Below are 23,837 nucleotides of genomic sequence, written 5' to 3' on the forward strand. Positions count from 1 at the left end.
CTGGTGGCGGCGCGGCGGATCCTGGCGGGTGCCGTGGAGAAGCTGCGCTGCGCTGTCCTGGATGACTATCAGGGTGTTTCGACAAGGCTCGCGGACTGGTCTTCCGTGAGCGGACAGGTCGAGGTGACGGTGTTCCGCGAGCACTTCTCCGGTGAGGAGGAGTTGGTCGCGGCGCTGTCGCCGTTCGACCTGCTCGTCGTCATGCGGGAGCGCACGCCGTTTCCGAAGGCGCTGATTGAACGGCTGCCACGGCTGCGGCTGCTGGTGACGACGGGGATGCGGAATGCGTCCATCGACGTGGCCGCGGCCACCGCGCGCGGCGTGACGGTGTGCGGGACGGCGAGCGCGACCGAGCCTCCGGTGGAGCTGACGTGGGCGTTGCTGCTGGCGCTCGCGAGGAACGTGGTGGGGGAGAGCACCGCGTTCCGGCAGGGTGGCCCGTGGCAGCACTCCGTGGGCGTGGACCTGCACGGGAAGCGGCTGGGGCTCCTGGGCCTGGGGAAGATTGGGAGCAGGGTGGCCCGGGTGGGGGCGGCGTTCGGGATGGACGTGGTCGCGTGGAGCCCGAACCTCACGGACGCGAGGGCCGCGGAGGTGGGGGTGACGCGGGCCGCGTCGAAGGAGGCGCTCCTGGAGACGAGCGACTTCGTGTCCATCCACCTGGTGCTGGGCGAGCGCTCGCGGGGGCTGGTGGGGCGCGCGGAGCTCGCGAGGATGCGGCCCACGGCGTACCTCATCAACACGTCGCGCGCGGCCATCGTGGATCTGGCGGCGCTGGTGGAGGCGTTGCAGCAGGGCGTCATCGCGGGGGCGGCGGTGGATGTCTTTGAGACGGAGCCGGTGCCCGTGGACGACGTGCTGCGGAAGTTGCCGAACCTGCTCGCGACGCCGCACCTGGGTTACGTGTCCCAGGGGAACTACGCGACTTACTGCCGTGAAGCCGTGGAGGACATCCGCGCGTTCTTGGATGGCGCTCCCATCCGCAGGCTGGGGTGAGGCTCAGGGGAGGTTGTCTGGATAGCTGGTGAAGAGGGCGTGGAAGAGCGTCGTTTTCGGAGGGGACTTCCAGCCCACGAAGACGGGTGCTGGATGGTTGGCGATATCTGGGGGCAGCAGGCTCAACCCCATCGTGGACTCCATGAGTCTCGCCATCGTGACCGCTGGCTCCACCGCGGGAGGCTCCAGGTCGAGCTGCCGGAAGATGCGGCGCTCGCCGTATTCAAACTGGACCCGATACACCGTGTAGACCGGCGCGATGATGCTGGCGCAGCCGACGTAGACCCAGTGCAGGCCGGAACGCTCACGGTCCCGACTTGGATAGATGGCGCACCAGAAGCATCCATCCCGAGACGTCGTGATGTCTCCGATGGGGTTCTGGGGAAATGCTTGATCGAGCTGATCCATCAATACGTCCCAGGGCCCAGGCTCCGCGAGCTTCTTGCGCCAGAGTGCATGAAGCACATGTTCTTCGGGGCTGGGTTCCTGATTGGGATCTTCATACGAGGGCCAATAGGTTCTCGCTATCTCCAGCAACTCCTTGGTGGATGGAACCATGGGCTACCTGCCTCCGCTGGTGGTCGGCCCCGTGGGTGTCACGACCACGGGCTCAATGCCTTGGGCACAGACCTTGGGAACACGTGCACCCGCAATGGCGGCCTTGAGCGTGAGTTCGTAGAAAGTCTTGAACTCCTCACAGGCGATTCCGATCGGCGTAGCTGGCGTGACACCAGAAAAGGTGACCCTTGCTGCCTGGTTCGCGCAGCTCGCGGAGAGGCTCTGGGCTTGCTCCATGGAGATCGCTCCCTGCGCACCATTGGCAATGGGCATCTCCACGCCGAACCTGCAGTAGAACAATTCTCCCGTGTCGCGGGCGATGCCGACGTGGAGGCATGCCGCCATCCATCCGCCCGGCTTCTTCCCGCGTTGCTTCACCACTTCATGAAAGACGAAGTGACGGGGGCGCAGGGCGCCTTCCACATACGTCGCGGAACCGCCCGTCGCGCAGGCGGATGACAACGCGACGCCGCACAGCGCGACAGCGGCCTTCCAGCAGCCGGATGCACCCATGGCCCACCTCCAGGGGTGACACACTTCACGGGGCCGGAAGCCCGGCCCCTCACGGCGCACAGCCTACGCCTACTGCTGCGCGACCTCCGCGCGCAGTTGGGCGATGGCGGGCGCCAACTGCGGCGGCTGCATGTTCTTGGGCACTTCCACCGTGAAGCGTTCGAAATGCTCCAGCGCCCCGGCCTTGTCGCCCCGGCGCAGCGACAGGCTGCCCAGGAAGATGAGCGCCTCCTGCGCGTCCGGCCACGTGTCCACCAGCTCCGTCAGCTCCGCTTCCGCGCCCTGCAGGTCGCCCTGCGACGCCGCGCGCAGCACGCCCCGGTGCACCCGCAGCTCCACGTTGAACGGATCCACCGCCAGGCCCTTCAGCGTCACCTTCAGCGCTTCGTCGAACTGCTGCTGACGGATGAGCTCGTGGCTCAGCATCGACGCGGCCTCCACGTCGCCCGGGTTCGACGCCAGCCGCTGACGCGCCTGCTCCAGCTCGTCGTTCACCTCGGGCATCTGCTGCATCTGCTGCTGGGCCATGCCCGGCGGCGTCGCGCCCGTGCCCATCTGGCCCTCCTCCCGCGGCTTCTGCTCCGACACGAGCAGGTAGCCCAGCCCGCCGAAGAACACGACCACGCCCGCGCCCCACATCGCGCCCACCATCTGCGGGTTGCGCGACGCCCAGCCCGTGGGCGCCGGTACGTTGCGCGCGGGCGCCTTCACTCCCGCCGCCTGCCGCTTCTGGTGCTCGTCCTTCGCGCGCAGCGCCGCGGCCGCTTCCTTCTCCAGCCGCGCCTTCTCCGCCGTGTAGTGCTCCGCGGTGAAGTGGTGCTTCTCCGCCTCCAGCGTGCGCAGTTGCTCGATGAGCGACTGCGCCCGCTGCGCCAGGTCGTCCACCGTGCCGTCCGTCTTCGGCGTCGTGTCCGGCAGCGCGCTCCCCGTCTTCATCTTCATGTAGAGGAGCCACGCGGCCGCCAGCACGAAGGCGACCGAGAGGACGATGATTCCGGGCAACCAGTTGGTGGGCTCGGGCTGCATGGCTTAGCGCTCCAGCTCCCGGCGCACGGCCTGGAGGTAGGGGTCCGCTTCGTCCGTGGACGGCGCGGGCGTGGAAGGGGAGGGGACCGGCGCGGCGTCCGCGGGCGCGGCGCCCTCGGGCAATGGCTGACGCTGCTTCAGGATGACGAAGAGGCCGCCCAGCACCAGCGCGACGGGCCCCAGCCACACGAACCAGTTGAAGCCCTCCGCGCGCGGCTCCAGCAACACCCACTCGCCGTAGCGCGCCACGAAGTAGTCGACGATTTCGGTGTCCGTCTTTCCGTCGGAGACCAGCTCGCGCACCTTGTCCAACTGCGCGCGCGCCATGGACGACGGGCTGTCCGCCACCGACAGGCCCTGGCACACCGCGCAGCGCAGCTTCTTCGCCAACTGCTGGACCCGCGCCTCCTGGGCCGGCGCGAGCGGTTCACTCGCGGCCTGCTGCGGTGCGAACTGCCCCGTGGCAAGGCTCAGGGCGAGGGTCAACGAGACGAGGACGGCATTCATCGGGGGCTCCAGCGGGGGCCGTCCCTAACTACCGCCCCCTGACGGGTATTGCACACGGAATCCTGGGCCGCACGCCCGCCGCCCGGGCAGCCCCTCCGACGGAAAGGCAAGGGGCCTAGCCCCGGTAGCCCGAGTCCGGCTCGGTCTCCAGGTCCTGGTCCGGGTCGTAGGGGTCGTCCTCGGGCGGCAGGTACTCCGCCGGCGCGTCGCGGCCCAGCGCGTGGCGCACGGCGTGGAAGCCCACCGCCCCCAGGCCCGCGAGGAACGCGATGGGCCCCACCGCGAGCTTCACCCCCGCGAGCGCCCACAGCAGGCTCACGCTCACCGCGCCCACCGGCGCCCACCTGAGGAAGGCCGGGCGCTCCACGTCCGGCCGCAGCGCCGCGAGCACCAGCACCGACAGGAGCGCCAGCAGCGGCAGCTCCGACAGGGGCAGGTCCCAGCCCGAGCGCGACGCGACGCCGCCCCCCGCGCTGTAGAGCGAGTCATCCGAGGGCCGCGTCGAGGGAATCACGCGCAGCTCCGGAGGCCCCCCACGCACGCTGCCCGGCACCGGCGCGTTGTCCGGCACCGGCGAGCCGTCCGCCGTCACCTTGCCCCACGACAGGAAGAGCGCCACCACGCACACCGCCACGCCCGCCAGCGCCAGCACCCGGGGAAAGCCCAGGAGCGAGCGCGGGTCGAAGTGGCGCGCCACGCCGTCCGGCTCCGCGATGACGAGCTTGTACTGCTCCACGGCGATGAGCAGCGTCCCCGCCGCCCAGAGGGGGAAGAGCAGGTTGAACCCGGACAGCAGCCGCACCGACAGCGCCACCAGCAGCAGCGTGAACGCGGCGGGCATCTCCGGCCGCATCAGCACCAGCGGCACCGAGTCCACCCAGCCCGGCGCGTTGCCGTCCCGGCGCAGCTCCCGCGCGACGAGCGCCACGCTGCCCACGAGCGTCAGCAGCGTCCCCAGCACGCCCACGCTGGGGAAGAAGGGCAGGATGGACAGCACCAGCGAGAACGCCACCAGCCCCACGCCCAGCACGCTCTGCGAGTGGCCCGGCACGTCCTTCAGCCAGCGCGGCCCCGTGTACGGATCCTCGTCCTCGAAGGCCTCGTCAGGGGGGGGCTGCGCCTTGGAGCCGCGCGGGGGGGGCGCGCCGCTGCCCTGCCGCCGGGCCTCCTCCTCCTCGTCCAGTATCTCCGCCGCGTAGGCCGGCTCGGTCATGGGGCGGCTGGGACGCTGGCTCCTGGCGCTGCTGGCGCGGGGCGGGGGCGCGGGGCGCGGGGGCATCTTCGCGCCGCAGTTCTCGCAGTACATCAGGCGGACGTCCGCCGCGCTTTCACCGCACTCGGGGCACTGCATGGGAAGCCCACCTCGCTGGAGCAGGGGCCGGGGGAAGCCCTCGCGAACGACGCCGACAGCAGGGACTTACTACGGATTCCAGGCCTCCCGCGAGGCGGCCCCGGGACTCCCCCTGGGGGTCCCCGGGTGCCTGCCTTCCGAGCGGGCTCCCGTTGACTTCAGTCCCGGCGCGCGGCTTCCGCGGTCTTGCCGGGCGCGGGCTGGGACAGCTCCTTCACCCGCGTGGCCAGCGTCTGCGGGTCGATGGGACCCACGTGCTTGCCGCGGATGATGCCCTGCGCGTCGATGAAGTACGTCTCCGGCACGCCCGCGACGCCGTAGTCCACCGCCATGCGCGAGCGCTCATCCATCAACTGCGGGAAGCTCGCGCCCATGCGGCGCAGGAAGTCGCGCGCGTTGGGCTCCGTGTCCTCGAAGACGACGCCCATGAACACGGCCTGGGCGCCCAGCTCGCGCGCGCCCCACTCGAGCACCGGGTGCTCGTACTTGCAGGGCCCGCACCACGACGCCCAGAAGTTGATGACCACCGGCCGGCCCTTCAGGTCCGCCAGCGTCACCGCGTCGCCGCCGTCCAGCGGCTTGAGCGAGAACGCCGGCGCGGGCGCGCCCTTCAGCATGAAGGGCACCTCGTGCGGGTCGCGCCCGAAGCCCTGGAAGAGGACGAAGAGCAGCGCCGCCCCCACGGCGGCGAACACCAGGGGAAGCCGCCAGCGCTTCACGCCGCACCCCGCTCGGCGTCCGTGCCCGGGAGGGGAGGCGCCGCGCCCACCGGCGCCGCGTCCGCGCGCAGCACCGCCGCCCGGCGCGAAGGCCATACGGCGATGAGCGTGCCCAGCAGCAGGAGCGGCAGGCTGTACCAGATCCATCCCACCAGCGGGAACACCCAGACGTTGAAGCTCGCCGTGCCCGTCGTCTCGCTGAAGGCCATCAGGGAGATGTACAGGTCCTCCTTCGGCGACTCACGCACCGCGGGCGTGCCCACGGGGTCCGTGCTCCGCTCGTAGTAGTTCATGCGCGGGCGCAGCTCCGTCACGTCGCCGTTGGGCGCCGTCACCTCCAGGCGCGCGGCGACGTAGGTGCGGTGCGGCTCCTCGCCGCTGGACAGGCCCACGTACTTCAACTGGTAGCCGTCCAGCATCATCGTGCCGTCCTTCTTCAGCGTGCCGGACGTGTGCTTCACGTACGCGCTGGAGGCCGCCACGGCGACGATGATGAGCACGATGCCCAGGTGCACCACGTAGCCGCCGAAGCGCCGGCGCGCCTTGCCCGTCGCGGTGGTCAGCGCCGTGACGAAGCCCTCCTTGCGCTCGGTCATGCGCACGCGCACCGGCACCACCAGCTCGCGCAGGGTGATGAGGGTGACGAAGCCCGCCAGGCCGAACGTGAGCAGCGGGTACACGCCGCGCAGCCCCGCCGCGTAGCAGGCAATGGTGATGACCCCGCCCACCACGCTGGGGATGAGGAACTGGCGGCGCAGCGTGGCCTTGTCCGGCGTGCCCCACGGCAGCACCGGGCCCACGCCCATGAGGAAGAGCACCGCGATGCCGCCCGGCACGGCCATCTTGTTGAAGTACGGCTCGCCCACGCTCACGCGGATGCCGCGCACGGCCTCCGACACCAGCGGGTAGAGCGTGCCCAAAAGCACCGTGAAGGTGATGGCCACGAACACCAGGTTGTTCACCAGGATGCTCGCCTCGCGCGACATCATCGACGACAGGCGGCCCTCCGGCGCCAGCAGGTGGCCGCGCGTGGCCAGCAGGCCAATGCACACCACCAGCAGGATGGCGATGAACACCAGGAACGTGGGCCCGATGTCCGACTGGGTGAACGAGTGCACCGAGTTGAAGATGCCGGAGCGGGTCATGAACGTGCCCAGGATGGTGAGCACGAACGACGCCAGCGCGAGGCTCAGCGTCCACAGCTTCAGCATCCGCTTGCGCTCCTGCACCATGGTGGAGTGCATGAACGCCGTCGCGGTCAGCCACGGCAGGAACGACGCGTTCTCCACCGGGTCCCACGCCCAGTAACCGCCCCAGCCCAGCACGGCGTACGCCCACCACGAGCCCAGCACGATGCCCAGCGTGAGGAACATCCACGCGATGAGCGTCCAGCGCCGCAGGGGCGCCATCCACGCTTCACCAATCTCCCCGCGCAGCAGGCCCGCCACGGCGACGCCGAACGGCACCGTCATGCCCACGTAGCCCGCGTAGAGCATGGGCGGGTGGATGATCATCAGGAAGTGGTTCTGCAGCAGCGGGTTGGGGCCCGGCCCGTCCGCCGGCACCGGCGACACGGCGCCCCAGGGGTTGGCGGGGCCCGCGATGAGGAACGCGAAGAAGACGCCCACGGCCAGCATGGTGCCCAGCGCCAACTGCATGTAGCGCGCGTGCTCCTTGCGGTGCACCCAGGCGAACGCCGCCAGGTACACGCCCATGATGAGGCCCCAGAAGAGGATGGAGCCTTCCAGCGCGCTCCACAGCGACACGATGGTGTAGATGAGCGGCGTGGCGCGGCTGCCCACCTGGGCCACGTACTTCACGCTGAAGTCGTGGTTGATGAGCGCTTCCACCATCACCAGGTTGCTGCCGACCATGCACGCGGCGAAGCCCCACACCGCGCGCAGCACCCAGGGGTAGCTGGCGTCGTTGCGGCGCATGCCGCCCACCAGCCCCAGGATGGCGCCGAACGCGGCGAAGGCCAGGCCCGCGAGGACCAGCCCGTAGCCCAGCATTCCGTTCACGGCGCCCCCGGCGGAGTCGCGGTCGCGGTGGTGGCGCCTTCAGCCAGCGTGTCCTGCCACTTGCGCGGCTCCTCGCCTTCCTTGGGCGCGCGGTACTCGTTGGAGTGGTTCACCATCAGCCGGTTGGACGTGAAGACGCCGGACTTGTCGTAGGTGCCCTCCACCACGACGCCGATCTTCTCGCGGAACATCTGCGGGGGCGTCTCCAGCGAGCGCACGTGCACGCTCTTCGCGTCCGCGTTCGGGCCGTCCGCCACGCGGAAGTCCAGGGTGGTGTGGCCCTCGTTCCACTGGATGCTGCCCGGCTGCACCACGCCGCCCAGGCGGATGGTGGCCGTGTAGGCCTTGTCCCCGTTGGAGAGCAGCTCCGACGGGCTCCAGTAGTAGACGAGGTTGTCCCCGATGTTGCCGAAGGCGATGAAGCCAAGGCCGGCGCCGGCGAAGAGCAGGGCTCCCAGCGCGATGAGGCGGTTGCGGTTGACGGGCGTCATGGGCTCACTCCTTCGAGTCGGTGGCGCGGGGACGGCGCGCCCAGAGGGACGCCGAGTAGAGCACGAAGGCGGCCACGGAGATGCCGTAGCAGGCCCACACATAGCCCCAGCCGCCCTGGAGCCGGCCGCTGCCCACCTGGGCCAGCAGCATCAAAGACGTCAGCGAGGTCATGTTCAGGCCACCTTCGAGGAATGGGACGCGCGCAGCGCGGGGTCATCCGTGGGCAGCGCCTCCGGCAGCGCCACCTCCGCCTTCCGCTCCGCGAGCGCGATGCGGTAGCGGTGCACCATGAAGACGATGAGCAGCGCCAGCATGCCGAACGCCGACACGCGCAGCGGCAGCACCATCTGCGGGTCCACCGTCTTGGGGCTGGACTGCACCTGATGGAGGCTGCGCCACCAGCGCACGGAGAACCACACGATGGGCAGGTTGATGGCCCCGATGATGGCCACCACCGCGCTCCACACCGCGCGCTTCTCCGGGTCCTCCACGAAGCGCCGCAGCACCAGGTAGCCCGTGTAGGAGACCAGCAGGATGGCCTCCGACGTCAGGCGCGGATCCCACGACCAGTACACGCCCCAGGTGGGGCGGCCCCAGATGGAGCCGGTGATCATCCCCAGCGTGCCGAAGAGCAGGCCGACCTCCGCGGAGGCCTCCGCCATCGCGTCCGTCTTCCACGACTGACGCATGAGGTACGTCACCGCGGCCACGAAGTTGATGAACATGGCCATCATGGCCATCCACTGGAGCGGCACGTGGACGTACATGATGCGCTGCACTTCGCCCATCTCCCGGTCCGGCGGCGCCCACGCGAGCCCCAGCCACCAGCCCGCGCCCAGCAGCGCCAGCGTCAGCGCCGGCAACCCGAACTTGACGAACTTGTTCATCCTTCAGTCCTCGATGACCCGGGGAAACAGCACGAAGCCCACGCCCCAGTAAATCAGATTGAACCCCAGCAGCAGCCCCTGCCATGAGCCCAACTGCTGCATCGGGTCACCCTGGAGTACGAGCGTGGTGCCCTTGGCGGCGGAAAGGAGGGCCGGGATGACGAGCGGGAACAATAGCAGAGGCAGCAGCACATCCCGGGCCCGGGCATTGCTGGAGATGGCCGCGTAGACGGTCCCCGGGGCGCTGAGCGCCAGGCTGCCCAGGACCAGGATGCTCGCCAGGTCACCGAGCCCGGTGACGATGCGCACGCCGTACAGGGCCACCATCACCGGCACCAGCAGCACGCCCAGTGCCAACAGCAGCAGGGCGTTGCCCAGCGCCTTGGACAGGAAGATGGCGCGCGCGTCCGCCGGGGCCAGCCGCACGCCGTCCAGGCAGGCGTTCTCCGTCTCCACGCGGAAGGACTCGCCCAGGGACAGCACGCTGGCGAAGAGGATGGCCAGCCACAGGTAGCCGCCCGCGTTGCGCTCCAGCAGCTTCGTGTCCGGGCCCAGCGCGAAGGAGAAGAGGAGCAGCGTGGCCATGGCGAAGAACACCAGGGCGTTGAGCCGCGCGCGGGTGCGCCACTCGATGAGCAGGTCCTTGCGCATCAGGACGAGCGTCGTCGTCAGCAGGCCCGGGCGGCGCTTCGCGTTCGGGGGGCTCATGCCGCCACCGCCCGGCCGTCCTGCAGGTGCAGCCGTTCCTCGCACAGGCTCAGGCCCTGTTCGATGAGGTGCGTGGCCAGCACCACCGTGGTCCCGCCTGCCTTCAGCTCCGCGATGACGCCCTCCATGTCCTGGATGCCCTGCGGGTCCAGCTCCCCGAAGGGCTCGTCCAGGAGGGCGAGGGCCGGTGCCTTCAGCAACAGTCGCGCGATGGCCAGGCGCTTGCGCATGCCCGCGCTGAAGCCCCGCACCGGGCTGTCCGTGCGGCGGTTGAGGCCCACCCGGTTGAGCAGCGCGTCCGCGACGTCCCGCGGCGCGTCCACGCCCAACAGGCGCCCCAGCACCATCAGGTTCTGCTGCGCGGTGAGGTCCTCGTAGAGGAAGCTGGCGTGGGACAGGAGCGCCACGTCACGGCGCACCGCTTCACGGTCCGTCACGGCGTCCCGGCCCAGCACCTCCACCCGGCCCGCGGTGGGCCCGAGCGCGGTGGCGACGAGGCGCAGGAGCGTCGTCTTCCCGGAGCCATTGTGGCCGGTGAGCAGCAGGGAGCGGCCAGCGGGCAGTGCGTAGGTGAGCCGCGCCAGCGCCCACCTTCGTCCATAGCGCTTGCTCACGTCATGGAGGGCGAGCGCGGGCGCTGATCCAGAGGGGAGAGGGGGCATCGGCGGGCCGTTTCGTAGCCTTAAACCCCGTTGTTCACCAGTGAAACCCCCGGGGTCGCCCGCCGGAGGACAAGAAGTTTTTACGCCTGCTTCTTCCGCCGCTTTCGCCGGGGGGCTGAAAGGTTTTCGCCACGGGTGGGCGCTCGACTGCCCTGGTACACCCAGGTACGACCCCCACAGGTGCGTTCCTGCCCTCCGGGGCACGGGGTTTCCCGGGGTTACGGGTGGTTTCCATCACCTTCCTGCCCTGGCATCCAGCATGCACACAGGCGGCGCGGGGCCCGGTCCATTGGGGGGAGCGGGCAGACGGCGAAAGCCGCGAGGGAGGCGTGATGGCAGGCAGGGTGTTGCGGCGGGCGGCGAAGGCGGCGGCGGCGGGATTCCTCCACTACAGCGGGGCGCGCAAGGCGATGGCGGCGTACCGCCGTTCGCAGTCGGGGGGCCGGCGCATCCTCATCGTGAGCTACCACCGCGTGGTGAGCGACTTCACCGGGGAGCTGCAGCGCTCCATCCCGGGGCTGCTCATCTCCCAGGAGACGTTCCGCCGTCACCTGGAGCAGGCGCACGCGGCGGGCTTCGAGCTGGCGAGCCTTGGCGACGCGGTGGACGTGATGGCGGGCCGCCGCGCCGCGAAGAAGGACCTGTTCGTGGTGACGTTCGACGACGGCTACCGCGACGTGTACCGGTACGCGTACCCGGTGCTGAAGCAGATGGGCGTGCCGGCCATCACCTACCTGCCCACGGCGTTCATCAACACGGACAAGCGCTTCAACCACGACCGGCTGTTCCACCTGCTGCGCCGCGTGCAGGAGCGCCGCTTCCGTCCGGACTACGCCACCATGCCCGGCCCGTCGGTGGAGCTGCTGGGGCCCATCCTCACCGGGCAGAAGACGACGTCCGCGGCGCTGGACGACTTCATCGGCGAGCACCCGACGCGCGTGCTCACGGGCATCATCGACGCGCTGGAGCAGCAGTTGGGCGGCGGCGCGGACCTCCTGCCCGAGCAGGGCGACGTGATGAACTGGGACGAGGTGCGCCAGATGGCGCGCGACGGCTTCGAGTTCGGCGCGCACACGCTGGGCCACACGGTGCTGACGCTCGAGCCCACGGCGGTGGTGGAGAAGGAGATCCTGGAGTCCAAGCAGACCATCGAGCGCGAGGTGGGCGTCCAGGTGAAGGACTTCGCGTACTGCAACGGCTGGTACTCGGATGAGATGATCCGCGTGCTCAGCCAGAACGGCTTCCGCTCCGGCGTCACCACGGAGGACCTGCCCAACCGCGTGGGCGGCGACCCGTTCACCCTGAAGCGCAAGGTGATGTGGGAGAACTTCAGCCTGGGGATGATGGGGGACTACTCCTCGTCCCTCACGGTGTGCCAGTTCGACGACTGCTTCGGCGTCCTGGGCATGAGCCACCCGGTGCTGGGCCGCCGGCCCCACGTGCTGTCGCAGGCGACGGGCACCACCAACGTGCTGGTCCAGGAGGCCGCCGCCGCGGAGGCCGTGCTCGCCCGGGCGACGCCGGTGGAAGTCGTGGACGTGACAGCTCCGGTGATCGTGACGGACCCCCGGGTTGCGGCCGCGGTGACGGGTGCGCAGGTCGTGGTGGCGCCGAACGTGGCCCTTGCCCCGGAGGCGGCGAAGCCGGAGGAGCTCCAGTGAGTGCGTCACCCAAGCCGGCCCCGTCCCCGTCGTTCCTGGGGCGGGCCGGCCCGTTGGTGTTGGCCCGGTTGTTCACCGCCGGGCTGACGCTGTCCATCCCGCTCGTGCTCGCCCGGGTGCTGCACCTGGACGAGTACGGCACCTACTACCAGTTGTTCCTCATCGCCACGACGCTGTCGTACGTGCTGCCGTTCGGCGTGGCGCAGAGCCTCTACTACTTCCTGCCCCGCGCGGAGGCGAAGCGGCCGTACCTGGGCCACGCGCTGCTCTTCGTCACGGGCGCGGGCGTGGTGGCGGCGGGGCTGGTGTGGTTCTTCCTGGGCCACGTGGCGGCCTACTTCAACAACCCCGCGCTCATGAACCACCGCGCGGCGCTGGCGCTCTACACGGCGTTCTTCCTGGGCAGCTACCCGCTGGAGATTTCCCTCACCAGCCAGGGGAAGACGAAGGCGTCCGCGGTGGTGTACCTGGCGTCGGACGCGGTGCGCTCGGGCGTGATGGTGCTGCCGCCGCTCCTGGGCTTCTCCCTGCACGGGATGATGATCGCCGTGGCCTGCTTCGCGGGCCTGCGCTACGTGGCCACGTGGGTGGTGTCCCTGCGTGGGTCCACGGGCCCGCTGGTGGACTGGAAGCTGTTCAAGGAGCAGTTGGTGTACGCGGCGCCCTTTGGCGCGGCGATGTGCCTGGCCATCCCCCAGCAGAACGCGCACATGTACGCGGTGGCGGGCGTGGTGGCCCCCGCGGTGTACGCGCTCTACCGGGTGGGCTGCTTCCAGTTGCCGGTGGTGGACCTGCTCTACACGCCCACCAGCGAGGTGCTGATGGTGCGCCTGGGCGAGCTGGAGCGCGAGGGCCGGCTGGAGGAGGGCGTGGTGGCCTTCCGGGAGGCGGCCGGCAAGCTGGCGTACGTGTTCCTGCCCTTCGCTGCGTTCCTCTTCGCTGCGGCGCCGGAGTTCGTGGGGGCCATGTTCGGCCAGAAGTTCCTGCCCGCGGTCCCCATCTTCCGGGTGAGCGTGCTGGGCGTGGTGCTGTCCATCCTGCCCATGGACGGGACGCTCCGGGCCCGGGGCCAGACGCGGGCCATCTTCGCGTCGTACCTGGTGAAGGCGGTGGTGACGGTGCCGCTGCTGTGGTTCGGCGTGAAGCACTTCGGGATGATGGGCGGCATCGCGTCCTGGGCGCTGGCGGAGATGGTGGGCAAGGGGATGCTGCTCATCCGCGTGCCGCGCGCGCTGTCCACGCCCGAGCGCAAGCTGGTCCTCAAGGACGTCATCCCGTGGCGGGAGCTGGCGCAGGCGTCGCTGGCGGCGTTCGCGGCGGGCGGGAGCATCTTCCTGCTGCGCTCCGGCGTGCACGACACGTGGGTGAACCTGCCGGCGGGGTTCCTGTGGCGGGTGCTGCCGCTGGCGGTGGCGGGGCTGCTGTTCGTGGTGGGGTACGTGGTGGGCCTGTATGCGCAAGGCGTTCGTCCCTGGAGCGCACTGCAGTCCCTCCGCCCCCGCCGGACGGCCTGAGCCACCGTCGGGTACCGCACGCGTGGGGGGCACTTCCCTCCCCACGCGTGGGTACCTACCTTCCAGGCGTCACGGAGTTCGGGTGAGGGCGAGGAGAGGCGTGATGGGATTCGACGCGATGACGTTGTACCGGGTGGCGCATGGACTGAAGAAGCGCGGCGTGCCGTTGCTGCCCGCGGTCCTGCGCAAGGCCATCTACTACCTGCACAGCTCCTACATCCCTGAAGACGCGGAGCTGGGCGAGGGGACGCAACTGGGCTACGGCGGGATCGGCGTGGTCATCCACAAGGCGGCGAAGGTGGGCCGTCACGTCCTCATCTCGCAGCAGGTGACCATTGGCGGACGCTCCGGGCTGGAGGGCGCGCCGGTGATTGGCGACTACGTGCGCATCGGCGCGGGCGCCAAGGTGCTGGGCAACATCCACGTGGGCGACTTCGCGGTGATTGGCGCCAACGCGGTGGTGGTGAAGGACGTGCCGTCGGGCGCGGTGGTGGCGGGCGTGCCCGCGAAGCTCATCCGCCAGGACGCGGATCCGCTGACCACGTACCAGCGTGAGATGGGCCTGTTGCCCACGCGGACGACGCCGAAGCTCACCCAGGTTCCACGCCCCTCCGCGCAGGCTTCCGCGCGCTAGGCACCTCGCTTCGTTGGAGAAGGGGACTTCCTTCATGCGCGTGCTGCTCGTCGGGGACTACCCGCCGCCGTACGGGGGCGTGGCCATCCATGTCCGTCAACTCCATCAATTTCTGCGCGACCGCGGGGTCGAGGCGAAGGTGCTCGATATCGGGAAGGGTGGCCGGCCGGCTCCGGACGTCCTCCCCGTGCACGGCGCCGCCGCCTTCGGCCTGCGGCTCGCGGGATTCACCGCCGCGGGCTGGACGGTCCACCTGCACACCAGCGGCAACAACCCGAAGGCGTGGGTGCTGGCGGCGCTGGTGGGCACCATGCCCGGGCCGCGTTCGCCCCGCGTCATCACGCTGCACTCGGGGTTGATCCCGGACTACCTGGCGGAGTCGCAGGCCCGGCGCGCCTTCGCGCGCACGGCGCTGGCGGGCTACGCGCGGGTGGTGGCCGTATCTCCGGCGGTGCGCGACGCGGTGGTCGCGTGCGGCGTGCCGGCGGAGAAGGTCCTGGTGCATCCGGCCTTCTGCGGTTCGCAGGTCCAGCCCGGCCCGGTGACGCCGGAGGTGGAGGCCGCGCGGGCCCGGCGCCATCCGTTTATCGCGATGGCGCACCACCCCTCGCCCGTGTACGGGCGCAAGCAGATGTTCCGCGCGCTGAAGCTCGTGGCGGAGACGCACCCGGGCGTGGGCCTGGCGCTGTTCGGCCCGGGCACGCGCTCCGAGGAGTTCATCCGCGACGCGCGCGAGCTGGGCGTGGCGGGGCTCCTGGAGGACCTGGGCGAGCTGGAGCACGCGAAGGCGCTGGGGCTCATTTCCCAGAGCGACGTCTTCATCCGGCCCACGACGCACGACGGGGACTCCATCTCCGTGCGCGAGGCGCTGGCGCTGGGCGTGCCTTGCGTGGCCAGCGACGTGTGCGCCCGGCCGGAGGGCACGCGGTTGTTCAATGCCGGGGACGCGCGGGCGCTGGCGCAGGCGGTGCGCGACGCGCTGGCGGCGGGCCCGGCGAAGGTGACGGCTCCGGATGCGGGGCCGGTGATGCTGGACTTGTACGCGGAGTTGCTGCCGTCCGGCATGGCGGGTGCAGGAACCGTGAACGCGGCGTGACGGAGTGGGGACGGGTTGGGGCGCCTTCGAGGGAGAGGGCGCGCTTCAGGGCTTTCAGCACGGAACTTTTGACTTCAGGAGCAGACGATGCGGCGCAGTGAAGAGATGGACCTGTCGAAGCGGGCCCTTCGTGGGCGGGACCTGGTGGTGTTCTCCAACGACTGGGACGGGGATCCGCTGTCGAAGGTCCACATCATGCGGATCCTCTCGCGGGACAACCGCGTGCTGTGGGTGAACAGCATTGGCAACCGCGCGCCCAAGGCGAACGCGCACGACGCGCAGCGGATCATCAAGAAGCTGAAGACGTTCACCCAGGGCATCCGCGAGGTGGAGCCCAACCTGCACGTGCTGGCGCCGCTGGCGATCCCGTTCTACGGCTCGGAGACGGTGCGCCAGGCGAACCGCCACCTGCTGCGGCTCCAGGTGCTGCGCGCGATGAAGCAGTTGAAGTTCGAGCGCCCCATCTCCTGGAGCTTCCTGCCCGCGTCCGCGCCGGTGTCCGGCACGCTGGGCGAGGACTTCGTCGTGTACCACTGCGTGGACGAGTTCTCCGCGTTCAGCGACACGAACGGCAAGCACATCGCGGAGCTGGAGGAGCGCCTGCTGCGCCGCGCGGACATGTGCATCACGTCCGCGGAGCGCCTGTACGAGAACAAGAAGCGCCTCAACCCGCGCACGGTGCTGGTGCGCCACGGCACGGACTTCTCGCACTTCGTGAAGGCGTGCGACCCGGCGACGAAGATTCCGGAGGACATCGCGAAGCTGCCCAAGCCCATCATCGGCTTCTTCGGGCTGGTGGCGGACTGGATTGATCAGGACGCCATCATCGCGTGCGCGAAGGCGCACCCGGAGGGCTCGGTGGTCATCGTGGGCAAGACGACGCCGGACTGCGACGACAGCCGCCTGCGCACGGTGCCCAACATCCACATGCTGGGGCGCAAGCCGTACGCGGACCTGCCGGGCTACAACAAGGCGTTCGACGTGGCGCTCAACCCGTTCGTCATCAACGAGCTGACGCTCAACTCCAACCCGCTGAAGGTGCGCGAGTACCTGGCGTCCGGCCTGCCGGTGGTGTCGTCCGACCTGCCGGAGGTCCGCAAGGTGGGGCTGTGCCGCATCGCCACCACGCCGGAGGACTACGTGAAGCAGGTCAACGCGGCGCTGGCGGACAACCCGGGCCCGAACCGGGAGCGCGCGGAGAAGATCTTCCACGAGAGCTGGGAGGCGCGCGTCGCGGAGATCCGCCAGCACGTGGGTGAGGCGATGCTCGCGGCGGGCAAGAAGCTGTAGGTCCGGTCCGGTACCGGGCGACAAGAGGGCGCGGGTCCGGAGCGTGCGAGCGCCCCGGGCACCGCGCCTTCGTCATTCCCGGAGGTCACCCGCGGCCGGTCACGCGGCGCTCCAACAGGGCGTAGCGGCGGGCGAGCCGGGTGTAGTCGGCGGGGCGGATGGGCGTGCGCTCCCGCGTGCGCAGCAGGTCTTCCTTCGCGTCCAGGTAGTCGCGCGCGGGCACGCCGCAGGTCTCCTCCAGGAGCCGCGCGGCCTCCGTGTCTGGCAGGGAGGGGGAGATGCCCAGGCGCTCGTGCATCAGGCGCCGCAGGCCGGTGTCGAGCTCCGGCAGCAGCTCCGCCTCCACCTTCGCGCGGCGCATGAGCCAGCCCAGGGAGCGCACGTACTCGCGAGACGAGCGGTGCCGCTCCACGCGCACGGGGCGGGGGGCGCCGAAGCGGGTGCCTCGCGAGACGACGTAGACGAGCCCCACGGCGAGGCTCTGCGCGATGAAGACCCAGAGGCCCTGGGACAGGGGCGGGCGGGTGATGACGGCGTGGTGGAACTCGTCGAAGCGCAGGGGGCCGCGCGCGGCGAGCGCATCCCAGAACCGCAGGTTGTCGAGCAGCTCCAGCCGCCGGTTCTCCGCGAGGTCCGGGCCCGCGGCGACGTAGACCTCGCCCTGGCCCAAGCCCCAGCGCCACAGCACGCCCGCGCTGCCCAGGCCCGCCAGCGGCACCGCGTCCTCGTGTTCCAACCGGATGCTCCGGTCCCGGGCCACGCGCAGGAGCGACAGGTCGCGCAGCGCGCCCGCGGGCAGCCACACGTCCACGGTGACGCCCGCGGGATCCACCCATTCGGAGGCAAGGCCCTGGTGGTTCGTGCCGGGCAGCGCGCCAGAGACGATGTGCAGCCAGTCCTCCATGCCCGGCTGGTGCTCCGCCAGCGCATGCGGAGACAGGTACACCAGCGTGCCGCCGCCTCGGACGAAGCGCTCCAGCGCGGCGACCTCCTCCTTCGTCACGGGCTGGGCTTGCGGTGCGGCGATGACCAGCGTGCGCGTGCCTGCCGGAATCGAGTCCAGGGACGACGTCTGCGCGCTGACGTCCCGTCCGCGTTCTTGCAGGTAGACGAAGAGGGCCTTGAGTCCCAACGGGCCCGGGTTCGTGACGGACGGCACGGGGGAATCCGGCGGGGCCTCGTGCGAGGCCAGGCCCACCGCCAGCGCCACGGCGATCATCAACCCCAGGACGACCGCGACGCGCGCGTTCTTCACGGGCGGACCTCCGCGAGCGAGCCGTGCAGTTGCTCCACGGACTCCACGAAGCGCGTGGCCTCTTCGCGTGACACCGGCTCCAGCGAATAGAAGGCACGGTCGTACCAGCCGACCAGCCGCTCCACTTCACCCGTCACGCGTGCGGGGGCGCCTCGTGTGGGCAGCTCCGCGGCGAGCTCCCGGTTCGTCTTCACGCGGTCCGGCCGCGCCAGCTTGCGCTGCTCCAGCGTGGACAACAGGCCCAACAAGCCTTCGCGGATGGCCTCGCGCGCGTCCTCCGTCTCCAGCGCGGTGCGCGCACGGCCCAGGTGTTCTCCGGGTGTGTCCAGCTCCAGGGGCGCGGCTTCGCCCTCCACTCCCGGCGCGGTGACGGTCTTCCTGCTCCGGCGCCAGCGCACCCTCAGCACTCCGAACAACACCACCGCCAGCGCCAGCCCCAGCATCACCGCGCGCGTGGCCACCGCGAAGCCTTGCGCGCCCCGGGATTCGAACAGGCCCTCCAGCCAGTTCTGCAACTCTCGCAAGAGGCGCGTCAGCAGGTCGCTGTTGCGCTGCCGGGCTCTCGCGAACTCCGGCCGGTCGAGGATGGCGCGCAGCCGCTCCGGTTCGCTCGTCACGCCGGGCGACACGGACGGCTCCGCGTCCAGCGCGCACACGGCCTCCAGGTACACGGTGAGCTGCCGGGCTCGTTCAGGCTGCGTCTGTCCGGAGGTTCCGGGTGGCAGGGGCACGCCGTCCAGGGCCTCCACCAGCCGGTTCACCTCCGCGTTGAACGCGGCGGGCTGCGAGCGCGCCGTGTCCTCGAGCCGGCGCGACACGGCCTCCCGGTCCGCGCACGGGGGCAGGGCAGCCAGCAGGAGGACGAGGGGCAGGGTGGGCACGGGCGGTCAGGGGGACGGCGTCGCCGGCTCCGCGGTCGCGATCCGCCGCTCCAGGTCCAGGCCCTCGCGGCGCACGCGCATGTCCACGTAGAAGAACGCGGACACCACGAAGCTCAGCGGCGTGAAGAAGGACTGCCCCACCACTTGCAACAGCTCCGCGGGGACGAGCAGCGCCTGCGGAATGGCCGCCTGCGCCGCCGGATCCAACAGGTTGCCGCCATAGGCGAGCCGGACGATCCACGCGGGCAGCCCCGACACCAGGCTCACCGCGATGAGGATGCCGCCCACCACCGTGGACAGCACCATGGCGCGCACCGTGCCCCGGCCCATGAAGCCCGGCTCGACGCGGCCCTTCAGCAGGGCCCCGGAGCGCTTGAAGGCCGCCCACGCGCCCACGTCCTCCATGGCCAGCACGGGGGGCAGGAGCATGAAGCGCAGGAAGTACCAGAGCACCGCGGCCAGCGCGCCCAGGCCCAGCACGATGGCGCCGATGATGATCAGCGCGATGCTCAGCGCCGTGCCGCCGCCCGTGCCCCTCCCGGTCACGGCCGCGACCACGCCCATCCCCATGATGAGCGAGCCGGGCAGGCACAAGAGGAGCGTCACCCCCGCGGCCCACGCGATGGACAGCAGATAGGTCGCGGTCAGCGTGCCCAGGCGCGACACGGCCCGCCGCAGACCTTCCGAGGGACGCACCGGCTCCCCCAGCCGCGCGGGAATCACATACCGGGCCGCCGCCGTGGTGGCCACCCAGAAGTTCCACACGAGGAACACATACAGCACGAGCATCAGCCCCAGCACGATGCCGGACTGGGCCAGGGTCTGCGAGGGATCCGCGCCCGAGGGGGCCTTGCCCAGCCCGGGCAGCACGCCCACCGTGCGCGTCATCGCGACGGTGAACGCCTTGACCGCGATGTAGTTGAGCAGGTCGAACCCCAGGACCAGCACGAACAGGGGCTTCAGGTGCGCGCGCCAGAAGGTCGCCGCGCGGTCGATGATTTCTCCGATGGCGAGGGGGCGCAGCTCAACGGAGGTCGGGGAGGGCGTCACGGCCGCGCAGCATAGCGCCGCCTTCAGCGCACGGGTTCACCCATCACGAGCAAGGCCCAGGCATCCGCTTGCGCCGCGCACTCAGCCGCGAGGCGGCGCGCATACATCCAGCAGCGCCCGGGCCGCCGCGCGCGGATCCTCCGCCTCCAGTACGGCGGAGATGACCGCGACACCCCAGGCCCCCGGCACCTCCCGGGCCCGCTCCGGCGTCATGCCTCCCAGCGCCAGGGCAGGGCAGGGCAGCCGGTCCGCGAGGGCCTTGAATCCACGGGGCCCCAGCGTGTCACGCGTGTCCCCGGGCTTGGATCCCGGCGCGAACACGGGGCTCACCAGCGCCAGGTCCGCGCCCAGCGCTGCATCCGCCTCGCGCGCGTCGTGCACCGCCGCGCTCACCCACCGGTCCGCGGGCAGGAACGGGCGCACGTCGCGGGGTGAAGGGCCGGAGGCGGGCAGATGCAGGTGCGCGCCCACGAGCAGCGCGACGTCCAGCCGGCCGTTCACGAACAGCGCCCGGCCCCGGCACACCTCCGCCAGGAGCCGCGCCTCCTCCAGGAACCGCCGCCCGGAGGCCTCCGGGTGGCGGTGCTGCACGGCGACGTCCGGCCCCGCCTCCAGCGCCCGCTCCAGCGCGGTGAGCAACCGCGCCCGGGGCAGCCGCCAGTCCGTGATGACCACGAGGCGGGGCAGGGCGGGCACCGCTACTCCACGAGCCCTTCGATGGGGCTGGACGCGGAGCCGTACGCCTTGCGCGGGATGCGGCCGGCCAGGTACGCGTCGCGGCCGGCCTCCACCGCCTTCTTCATGGCCACGGCCATGCGCACGGGGTCCTTCGCGCCCGCGATGGCGGTGTTCATGAGCAGCGCGTCCACGCCCAGCTCCATCGCGATGGCCGCGTCGGACGCCGTGCCCACGCCCGCGTCCACGATGACCGGCACCTTCACCACCTCGCGGATGAGCCGCAGGTTGTGCGGGTTGCGGATGCCCAGCCCGCTGCCGATGGGCGCCGCCAGCGGCATCACGGCCGCGCAGCCCGCGTCCTCCAGCTTGCGCGCGGTGATGGGGTCGTCACTGGTGTACGGCAGCACCGTGAAGCCCTCCTTCACCAGGATGCGCGCGGCCTTCACCGTCTCCTCGACGTCCGGGTAGAGCGTCTTCTCGTCGCCGAGCACCTCCAGCTTCACCCACTTGCTCATGCCCAGCTCTTCCGCCAGCCGGCACGTGCGCACCGCGTCCTCCGCCGTGTAGCAGAGCGCCGTGTTGGGCAAGAGGCGCATCTTGTCGCGGTCGATCCAGTTCATCAGCGACGCCTCGCCCGTCGCCTTCAGGTCCAACCGCCGCACCGCCACCGTGACGAGCTCCGCGCCCGACGCTTCGTGGCACTGCTTCATCACCTCGTGGCTGGGGTACCTCCCCGTCCCGACGATGAGCCGCGAGGTGAACGTCACCCCCGCCAGCGTGAAAGGCTTGTCCGCGATGCCGCTCATGACCGTCTCCTCTCCAGGGCCTGCGCTCACCCGCCACCCACGAAGGTGACGATCTCCACCCGGTCCCCGTCCTGGAGCCGGTGCTCGGGGTGACGGGCGCGGCGCACCACCTCCGCGTTCACCTCCACCGCCACCCCCGGGCCGCTGCCCAGATTCAACAGCGCCAGCAGGGACGAAAGGGTGCTGCCCTCCGGCAGCGTCCGCGCTTCTCCGTTGACCCACACGTTCACGGCCTCACGGCTCCTTCCGGCCCGCTTCGGACGGGACCCGCCGGTGCCAGTACAAGGGCGGTTCTGCCCTGTCAACGCACAGCCTCCTCCACGCAACAGCCCTGCTTCAGCGCACGGGAACGGATTTTTCGCGCGCTCTTGCGTTTTGTTCCGCTACCCCAGCAGGCGGGCGACCAGGGGCTGGCTCGTGCGCGGGGCGCCCCTGCTCATACCGCCCCGCGTTGCCAAGCGCTGTGCAGGTACGGGGGGAGCGACCAGTTTCTGCCCAACGCCGGGGAACAAATCACCGGCACTCAAGACACACTCACAGGGGGCGGTCACACATGCGGAAGCTCATGATTGCGGTCACGGCGGTCGCGGGTCTGACGATGGTCACCGGTTGCAAGAAGGATGACGTCCAGGCGCAGCGCGAGGATGTCGCCGAGGCCCGTCAGGAAGCGGCGCAGGAGACGGCGGAGGCGCGTCAGGACGAGAGCAAGGAGCTGGCGGCGGCGCAGCAGGACGCCAACGAGGACATCGCGGAGGCGCGCAAGGACGCGAACGACAAGATCGCCAGCGCCAACGAGGAGGTCCGTGACGAGGAGCAGGACCTGGCCGAGGCCCGGGCCAACCGCAATGAGGACCTGGCCGAGGGCGGCTCCGGCATGGCCGGCACCACCAGCGCCGCGGCGGCCACCACCGTCAACGGCCGCGTGCTCTCCAAGTCCGGCGACACGCTGACGCTGGTCGACAGCGCCAACAAGGAGCTGAAGATCAAGACCAACGACAAGACCGCGATGATGGACAACGCCAGCCGCGCGGTGAAGCTGGACGACATCCAGGAGGGCTCGCAGGTGCGCGCCTCCTACGTGATGGACGGCAAGGACATGGTCGCCCGCGACGTCACCCTGGTGGCGCCGGTGAAGAAGATGGACAAGTAATCCCCGCGCCTTCAGCGCCTGACGTCCTTCCGGACAGGGGAGATACTTGAAGGCGGCGGCTCCCACCCTCGCGGTGGGGGCCGTTTCCTTTTTAGTCGGGGAAATGCCCGGTGGGGTCGGATGGGGATGTCTGACCCGGGTGGTAGGACGCGGGCGTGAGGAGTTCCTCATGCCTTCCCACCCCCGGGAAGCGCCTCTTCGTCAGGAGCGTCACCCACGATGGCCACCCATCCCCCCGCGTCCTCCGCGTCCCGGCCCTTCATCCTCTTCACCACCGGGGCCACGTCCTATGAGCTGGTGCGCTACCTGGGGTCGCGCGCCGGAGGGGAGCTGCTGCTCGCCCGCCGGCACTACGCGCGCACGCCGGGAGGGCTGGTGCTCATCAAGCGCCTGCGCGACGTGACGGATGACGTGGCGCGGGCGCGGCTGCGCGAAGAGGTGAAGCTGCTCATGCGGCTGTCCCACCCGGCCATCGCGCCGGTGTACCTGGTGCGGGTGCACGACGGCGCGCCCCACCTGGTGACGGAGTACGTGGACGGGCCGTGCCTGGAGACGCTGTCCAGCTTCGCGGCGCTGCGGCGGCGGCCCTTCTCGGAGGCGTTCGCCGCGTACGTGGGCGCGGAGGTGGCGGACGCGCTCCACCACGCCCATGCGCTGGAGGACGCGCGCGGCCTGCCCGTGGGCGTTGTCCACCGCGACATCAACCCCCGCTCCCTGCGCGTGGACGTGCACGGGCGGGTGCGGCTGTCCGACTTCGCGTTCGCGTGGTCGCGGCTGCCCGGGCGCGTGGTGACGGAGCCGGGGCTCGTGCGCGGGGACGTGGCCTATGCGTCGCCGGAGGCGCTGGACGGCCTGCCGCTGGATGGCCGCGCGGACCTGTTCTCCCTGGGGATGGTGCTCTTGGAGCTGCTCACCGGACTGCACCTGCTGGACCTGGAGGACGTGGAGCGCGCCGCGCAGCAGGCCCAGCCCGTGCCCGGGACGCGCGGGCTGTGCGCGGAGACGCCCAGTTGGCTCCCCGCGCCGCTGATGGCCGCGCGCATGGCGTGCCTGACGCCGGAGCACGTGGAGCAGGCCACGCGGGGGCTTTCGCCGGGCATGCGGGCGGTGCTCCAGCGGGTGCTCCAGCGCGACCGCGACCTGCGCTTCCAGACGGGCGCGGAGCTGCGGGACGCGCTGCGGGACCTGCTGAACGCGCAAGGGCGGCCCTATGGCCCCCCGGAAGCGCTGCGCGAGGTGGCGGAGGTGCGCGCGGACGCGCTCGTGGGCCCGGCGGGGGAGGCGGAGGCCGGGCTGCCGCTGGAGGACGACCTCTGGGATGGCTGCGATGACGACGGCGCGGATTGGACGTGAGGCGTGACGGCGGGACGCCCCGGGGCGCT

At 70.8% G+C, this 23,837-nt stretch carries 26 protein-coding genes; 8 read left to right on the forward strand and 18 right to left on the reverse strand.

The features are described from left to right. Positions 1-3 precede the first annotated feature (3 nt). On the forward strand, positions 4-996 hold the full coding sequence (locus tag K8612_RS31435) for a D-2-hydroxyacid dehydrogenase family protein (protein WP_223764964.1): 993 nt from the start codon (positions 4-6) through the stop codon (positions 994-996). A gap of 3 nt (positions 997-999) precedes the next feature. Here the strand turns inward: K8612_RS31435 and K8612_RS31440 are convergent, their stop codons facing one another. The 12 genes from K8612_RS31440 to ccmA form a co-directional block, all read right to left on the reverse strand. After that, positions 1,000-1,554 carry a hypothetical protein gene (locus K8612_RS31440; protein WP_223764965.1) on the reverse strand — a complete coding sequence of 185 codons (555 nt, stop codon included), beginning with the start codon at positions 1,552-1,554 and terminating at the stop codon, positions 1,000-1,002. Between the two features lie 3 nt (positions 1,555-1,557). After that, entirely contained in the window at positions 1,558-2,067 is a 510-nt protein-coding gene (locus tag K8612_RS31445) for a hypothetical protein (RefSeq protein ID WP_223764966.1), read from the reverse strand. A gap of 69 nt (positions 2,068-2,136) precedes the next feature. Beyond that, entirely contained in the window at positions 2,137-3,093 is a 957-nt protein-coding gene (locus K8612_RS31450) for a tetratricopeptide repeat protein (protein WP_223764967.1), read from the reverse strand. 3 nt (positions 3,094-3,096) lie between these two features. Beyond that, the gene (locus K8612_RS31455; protein WP_223743648.1) at positions 3,097-3,600 is read right to left on the reverse strand and encodes a cytochrome c-type biogenesis protein; all 504 of its coding nucleotides are present in this window, start codon (positions 3,598-3,600) and stop codon (positions 3,097-3,099) included. 115 nt (positions 3,601-3,715) lie between these two features. Beyond that, positions 3,716-4,951 carry a zinc ribbon domain-containing protein gene (locus tag K8612_RS31460; protein WP_223764968.1) on the reverse strand — a complete coding sequence of 412 codons (1,236 nt, stop codon included), beginning with the start codon at positions 4,949-4,951 and terminating at the stop codon, positions 3,716-3,718. A 158-nt stretch (positions 4,952-5,109) separates the two neighbouring features. Continuing rightward, complete coding sequence (locus K8612_RS31465; RefSeq protein ID WP_223743650.1) at positions 5,110-5,670, reverse strand: redoxin domain-containing protein; 561 nt, start codon at positions 5,668-5,670, stop codon at positions 5,110-5,112. Further along, positions 5,667-7,691 carry a heme lyase CcmF/NrfE family subunit gene (locus K8612_RS31470; RefSeq protein WP_223743651.1) on the reverse strand — a complete coding sequence of 675 codons (2,025 nt, stop codon included), beginning with the start codon at positions 7,689-7,691 and terminating at the stop codon, positions 5,667-5,669. The genes K8612_RS31465 and K8612_RS31470 overlap by 4 nt, the downstream gene beginning before the upstream one ends. Continuing rightward, positions 7,688-8,182: a cytochrome c maturation protein CcmE gene (locus K8612_RS31475; RefSeq protein WP_206797175.1), complete on the reverse strand. Its 495-nt coding sequence runs from the start codon at positions 8,180-8,182 to the stop codon at positions 7,688-7,690. Before K8612_RS31475 ends, K8612_RS31470 begins: the two co-directional genes overlap by 4 nt. 4 nt (positions 8,183-8,186) lie before the next feature. Beyond that, the gene (locus K8612_RS31480; protein ID WP_167510780.1) at positions 8,187-8,354 is read right to left on the reverse strand and encodes a hypothetical protein; all 168 of its coding nucleotides are present in this window, start codon (positions 8,352-8,354) and stop codon (positions 8,187-8,189) included. A gap of 2 nt (positions 8,355-8,356) precedes the next feature. Next, entirely contained in the window at positions 8,357-9,070 is a 714-nt protein-coding gene (gene ccsA, locus K8612_RS31485) for a cytochrome c biogenesis protein CcsA (RefSeq protein WP_223743652.1), read from the reverse strand. Between the two features lie 3 nt (positions 9,071-9,073). Continuing rightward, on the reverse strand, positions 9,074-9,778 hold the full coding sequence (locus K8612_RS31490; protein WP_223764969.1) for a heme exporter protein CcmB: 705 nt from the start codon (positions 9,776-9,778) through the stop codon (positions 9,074-9,076). Beyond that, positions 9,775-10,440 (reverse strand): heme ABC exporter ATP-binding protein CcmA, encoded by a 666-nt coding sequence (ccmA, locus tag K8612_RS31495; protein ID WP_223743654.1) that lies wholly within the window; start codon positions 10,438-10,440, stop codon positions 9,775-9,777. The genes K8612_RS31490 and ccmA overlap by 4 nt, the downstream gene beginning before the upstream one ends. Before the next feature lie 410 nt (positions 10,441-10,850). Here ccmA and exoL point away from each other — a divergent pair, with 410 nt between their 5' ends. The 5 genes from exoL to exoP all read left to right on the forward strand — a co-directional run bounded on the left by exoL (position 10,851) and on the right by exoP (position 16,635). Continuing rightward, entirely contained in the window at positions 10,851-12,101 is a 1,251-nt protein-coding gene (gene exoL / locus K8612_RS31500) for a spore coat polysaccharide deacetylase ExoL (protein WP_306799760.1), read from the forward strand. Then, on the forward strand, positions 12,098-13,615 hold the full coding sequence (locus K8612_RS31505; protein ID WP_223764970.1) for an oligosaccharide flippase family protein: 1,518 nt from the start codon (positions 12,098-12,100) through the stop codon (positions 13,613-13,615). The genes exoL and K8612_RS31505 overlap by 4 nt, the downstream gene beginning before the upstream one ends. A 103-nt stretch (positions 13,616-13,718) precedes the next feature. Next, positions 13,719-14,249, forward strand: a complete 531-nt coding sequence (locus tag K8612_RS31510; RefSeq protein ID WP_223743656.1) for a serine O-acetyltransferase — start codon at positions 13,719-13,721, stop codon at positions 14,247-14,249. 34 nt (positions 14,250-14,283) lie between these two features. Continuing rightward, positions 14,284-15,345: a glycosyltransferase family 4 protein gene (locus K8612_RS31515; RefSeq protein ID WP_223764971.1), complete on the forward strand. Its 1,062-nt coding sequence runs from the start codon at positions 14,284-14,286 to the stop codon at positions 15,343-15,345. A gap of 87 nt (positions 15,346-15,432) precedes the next feature. Further along, positions 15,433-16,635 carry a spore coat polysaccharide biosynthesis glycosyltransferase ExoP gene (exoP, locus tag K8612_RS31520; protein ID WP_223764972.1) on the forward strand — a complete coding sequence of 401 codons (1,203 nt, stop codon included), beginning with the start codon at positions 15,433-15,435 and terminating at the stop codon, positions 16,633-16,635. Between the two features lie 85 nt (positions 16,636-16,720). Here the strand turns inward: exoP and K8612_RS31525 are convergent, their stop codons facing one another. The 6 genes from K8612_RS31525 to thiS all read right to left on the reverse strand — a co-directional run bounded on the left by K8612_RS31525 (position 16,721) and on the right by thiS (position 21,535). Beyond that, positions 16,721-17,890, reverse strand: a complete 1,170-nt coding sequence (locus tag K8612_RS31525; RefSeq protein ID WP_223764973.1) for a DUF4350 domain-containing protein — start codon at positions 17,888-17,890, stop codon at positions 16,721-16,723. Continuing rightward, positions 17,887-18,771, reverse strand: a complete 885-nt coding sequence (locus tag K8612_RS31530; protein WP_223764974.1) for a DUF4129 domain-containing protein — start codon at positions 18,769-18,771, stop codon at positions 17,887-17,889. Before K8612_RS31530 ends, K8612_RS31525 begins: the two co-directional genes overlap by 4 nt. Positions 18,772-18,777: 6 nt before the next feature. Beyond that, positions 18,778-19,821, reverse strand: coding sequence for a hypothetical protein (locus K8612_RS31535; protein ID WP_223743660.1), 1,044 nt, complete (start codon positions 19,819-19,821; stop codon positions 18,778-18,780). An 81-nt stretch (positions 19,822-19,902) separates the two neighbouring features. Further along, positions 19,903-20,517: a thiamine phosphate synthase gene (locus K8612_RS31540; RefSeq protein ID WP_223764975.1), complete on the reverse strand. Its 615-nt coding sequence runs from the start codon at positions 20,515-20,517 to the stop codon at positions 19,903-19,905. A gap of 2 nt (positions 20,518-20,519) precedes the next feature. After that, positions 20,520-21,296 carry a thiazole synthase gene (locus K8612_RS31545; RefSeq protein ID WP_223764988.1) on the reverse strand — a complete coding sequence of 259 codons (777 nt, stop codon included), beginning with the start codon at positions 21,294-21,296 and terminating at the stop codon, positions 20,520-20,522. Positions 21,297-21,331: 35 nt separating this feature from the next. Beyond that, positions 21,332-21,535, reverse strand: a complete 204-nt coding sequence (gene thiS, locus K8612_RS31550; protein ID WP_014395831.1) for a sulfur carrier protein ThiS — start codon at positions 21,533-21,535, stop codon at positions 21,332-21,334. Positions 21,536-21,870: 335 nt separating this feature from the next. Between thiS and K8612_RS31555 the strand changes: the two genes are divergently transcribed. Together K8612_RS31555 and K8612_RS31560 are read left to right on the forward strand one after the other, a co-directional pair. Beyond that, positions 21,871-22,455 carry a hypothetical protein gene (locus K8612_RS31555; protein ID WP_223743662.1) on the forward strand — a complete coding sequence of 195 codons (585 nt, stop codon included), beginning with the start codon at positions 21,871-21,873 and terminating at the stop codon, positions 22,453-22,455. 219 nt (positions 22,456-22,674) lie between these two features. Beyond that, positions 22,675-23,808 carry a serine/threonine-protein kinase gene (locus K8612_RS31560; RefSeq protein ID WP_223764976.1) on the forward strand — a complete coding sequence of 378 codons (1,134 nt, stop codon included), beginning with the start codon at positions 22,675-22,677 and terminating at the stop codon, positions 23,806-23,808. Positions 23,809-23,837 lie beyond the last annotated feature (29 nt).

This window comes from Corallococcus sp. AS-1-6, assembly GCF_020037015.1.
Taxonomy (GTDB): Bacteria; Myxococcota; Myxococcia; order Myxococcales; family Myxococcaceae; genus Corallococcus.

Bases quoted from the DNA above. Each gene is read 5' to 3' on its own strand.
- K8612_RS31440 (WP_223764965.1), bottom strand. From the start codon at position 1,554: ATGGTTCCATCCACCAAGGAGTTGCTGGAGATAGCGAGAACCTATTGG.
- K8612_RS31445 (WP_223764966.1), bottom strand. From the start codon at position 2,067: ATGGGTGCATCCGGCTGCTGGAAGGCCGCTGTCGCGCTGTGCGGCGTC.
- K8612_RS31450 (WP_223764967.1), bottom strand. From the start codon at position 3,093: ATGCAGCCCGAGCCCACCAACTGGTTGCCCGGAATCATCGTCCTCTCG.
- K8612_RS31455 (WP_223743648.1), bottom strand. From the start codon at position 3,600: ATGAATGCCGTCCTCGTCTCGTTGACCCTCGCCCTGAGCCTTGCCACG.
- K8612_RS31460 (WP_223764968.1), bottom strand. From the start codon at position 4,951: ATGCAGTGCCCCGAGTGCGGTGAAAGCGCGGCGGACGTCCGCCTGATG.
- K8612_RS31475 (WP_206797175.1), bottom strand. From the start codon at position 8,182: ATGACGCCCGTCAACCGCAACCGCCTCATCGCGCTGGGAGCCCTGCTC.
- K8612_RS31480 (WP_167510780.1), bottom strand. From the start codon at position 8,354: ATGACCTCGCTGACGTCTTTGATGCTGCTGGCCCAGGTGGGCAGCGGC.
- ccsA (WP_223743652.1), bottom strand. From the start codon at position 9,070: ATGAACAAGTTCGTCAAGTTCGGGTTGCCGGCGCTGACGCTGGCGCTG.
- K8612_RS31490 (WP_223764969.1), bottom strand. From the start codon at position 9,778: ATGAGCCCCCCGAACGCGAAGCGCCGCCCGGGCCTGCTGACGACGACG.
- ccmA (WP_223743654.1), bottom strand. From the start codon at position 10,440: ATGCCCCCTCTCCCCTCTGGATCAGCGCCCGCGCTCGCCCTCCATGAC.
- exoL (WP_306799760.1), top strand. From the start codon at position 10,851: ATGGCGGCGTACCGCCGTTCGCAGTCGGGGGGCCGGCGCATCCTCATC.
- K8612_RS31510 (WP_223743656.1), top strand. From the start codon at position 13,719: ATGGGATTCGACGCGATGACGTTGTACCGGGTGGCGCATGGACTGAAG.
- K8612_RS31515 (WP_223764971.1), top strand. From the start codon at position 14,284: ATGCGCGTGCTGCTCGTCGGGGACTACCCGCCGCCGTACGGGGGCGTG.
- exoP (WP_223764972.1), top strand. From the start codon at position 15,433: ATGCGGCGCAGTGAAGAGATGGACCTGTCGAAGCGGGCCCTTCGTGGG.
- K8612_RS31555 (WP_223743662.1), top strand. From the start codon at position 21,871: ATGATTGCGGTCACGGCGGTCGCGGGTCTGACGATGGTCACCGGTTGC.
- K8612_RS31560 (WP_223764976.1), top strand. From the start codon at position 22,675: ATGGCCACCCATCCCCCCGCGTCCTCCGCGTCCCGGCCCTTCATCCTC.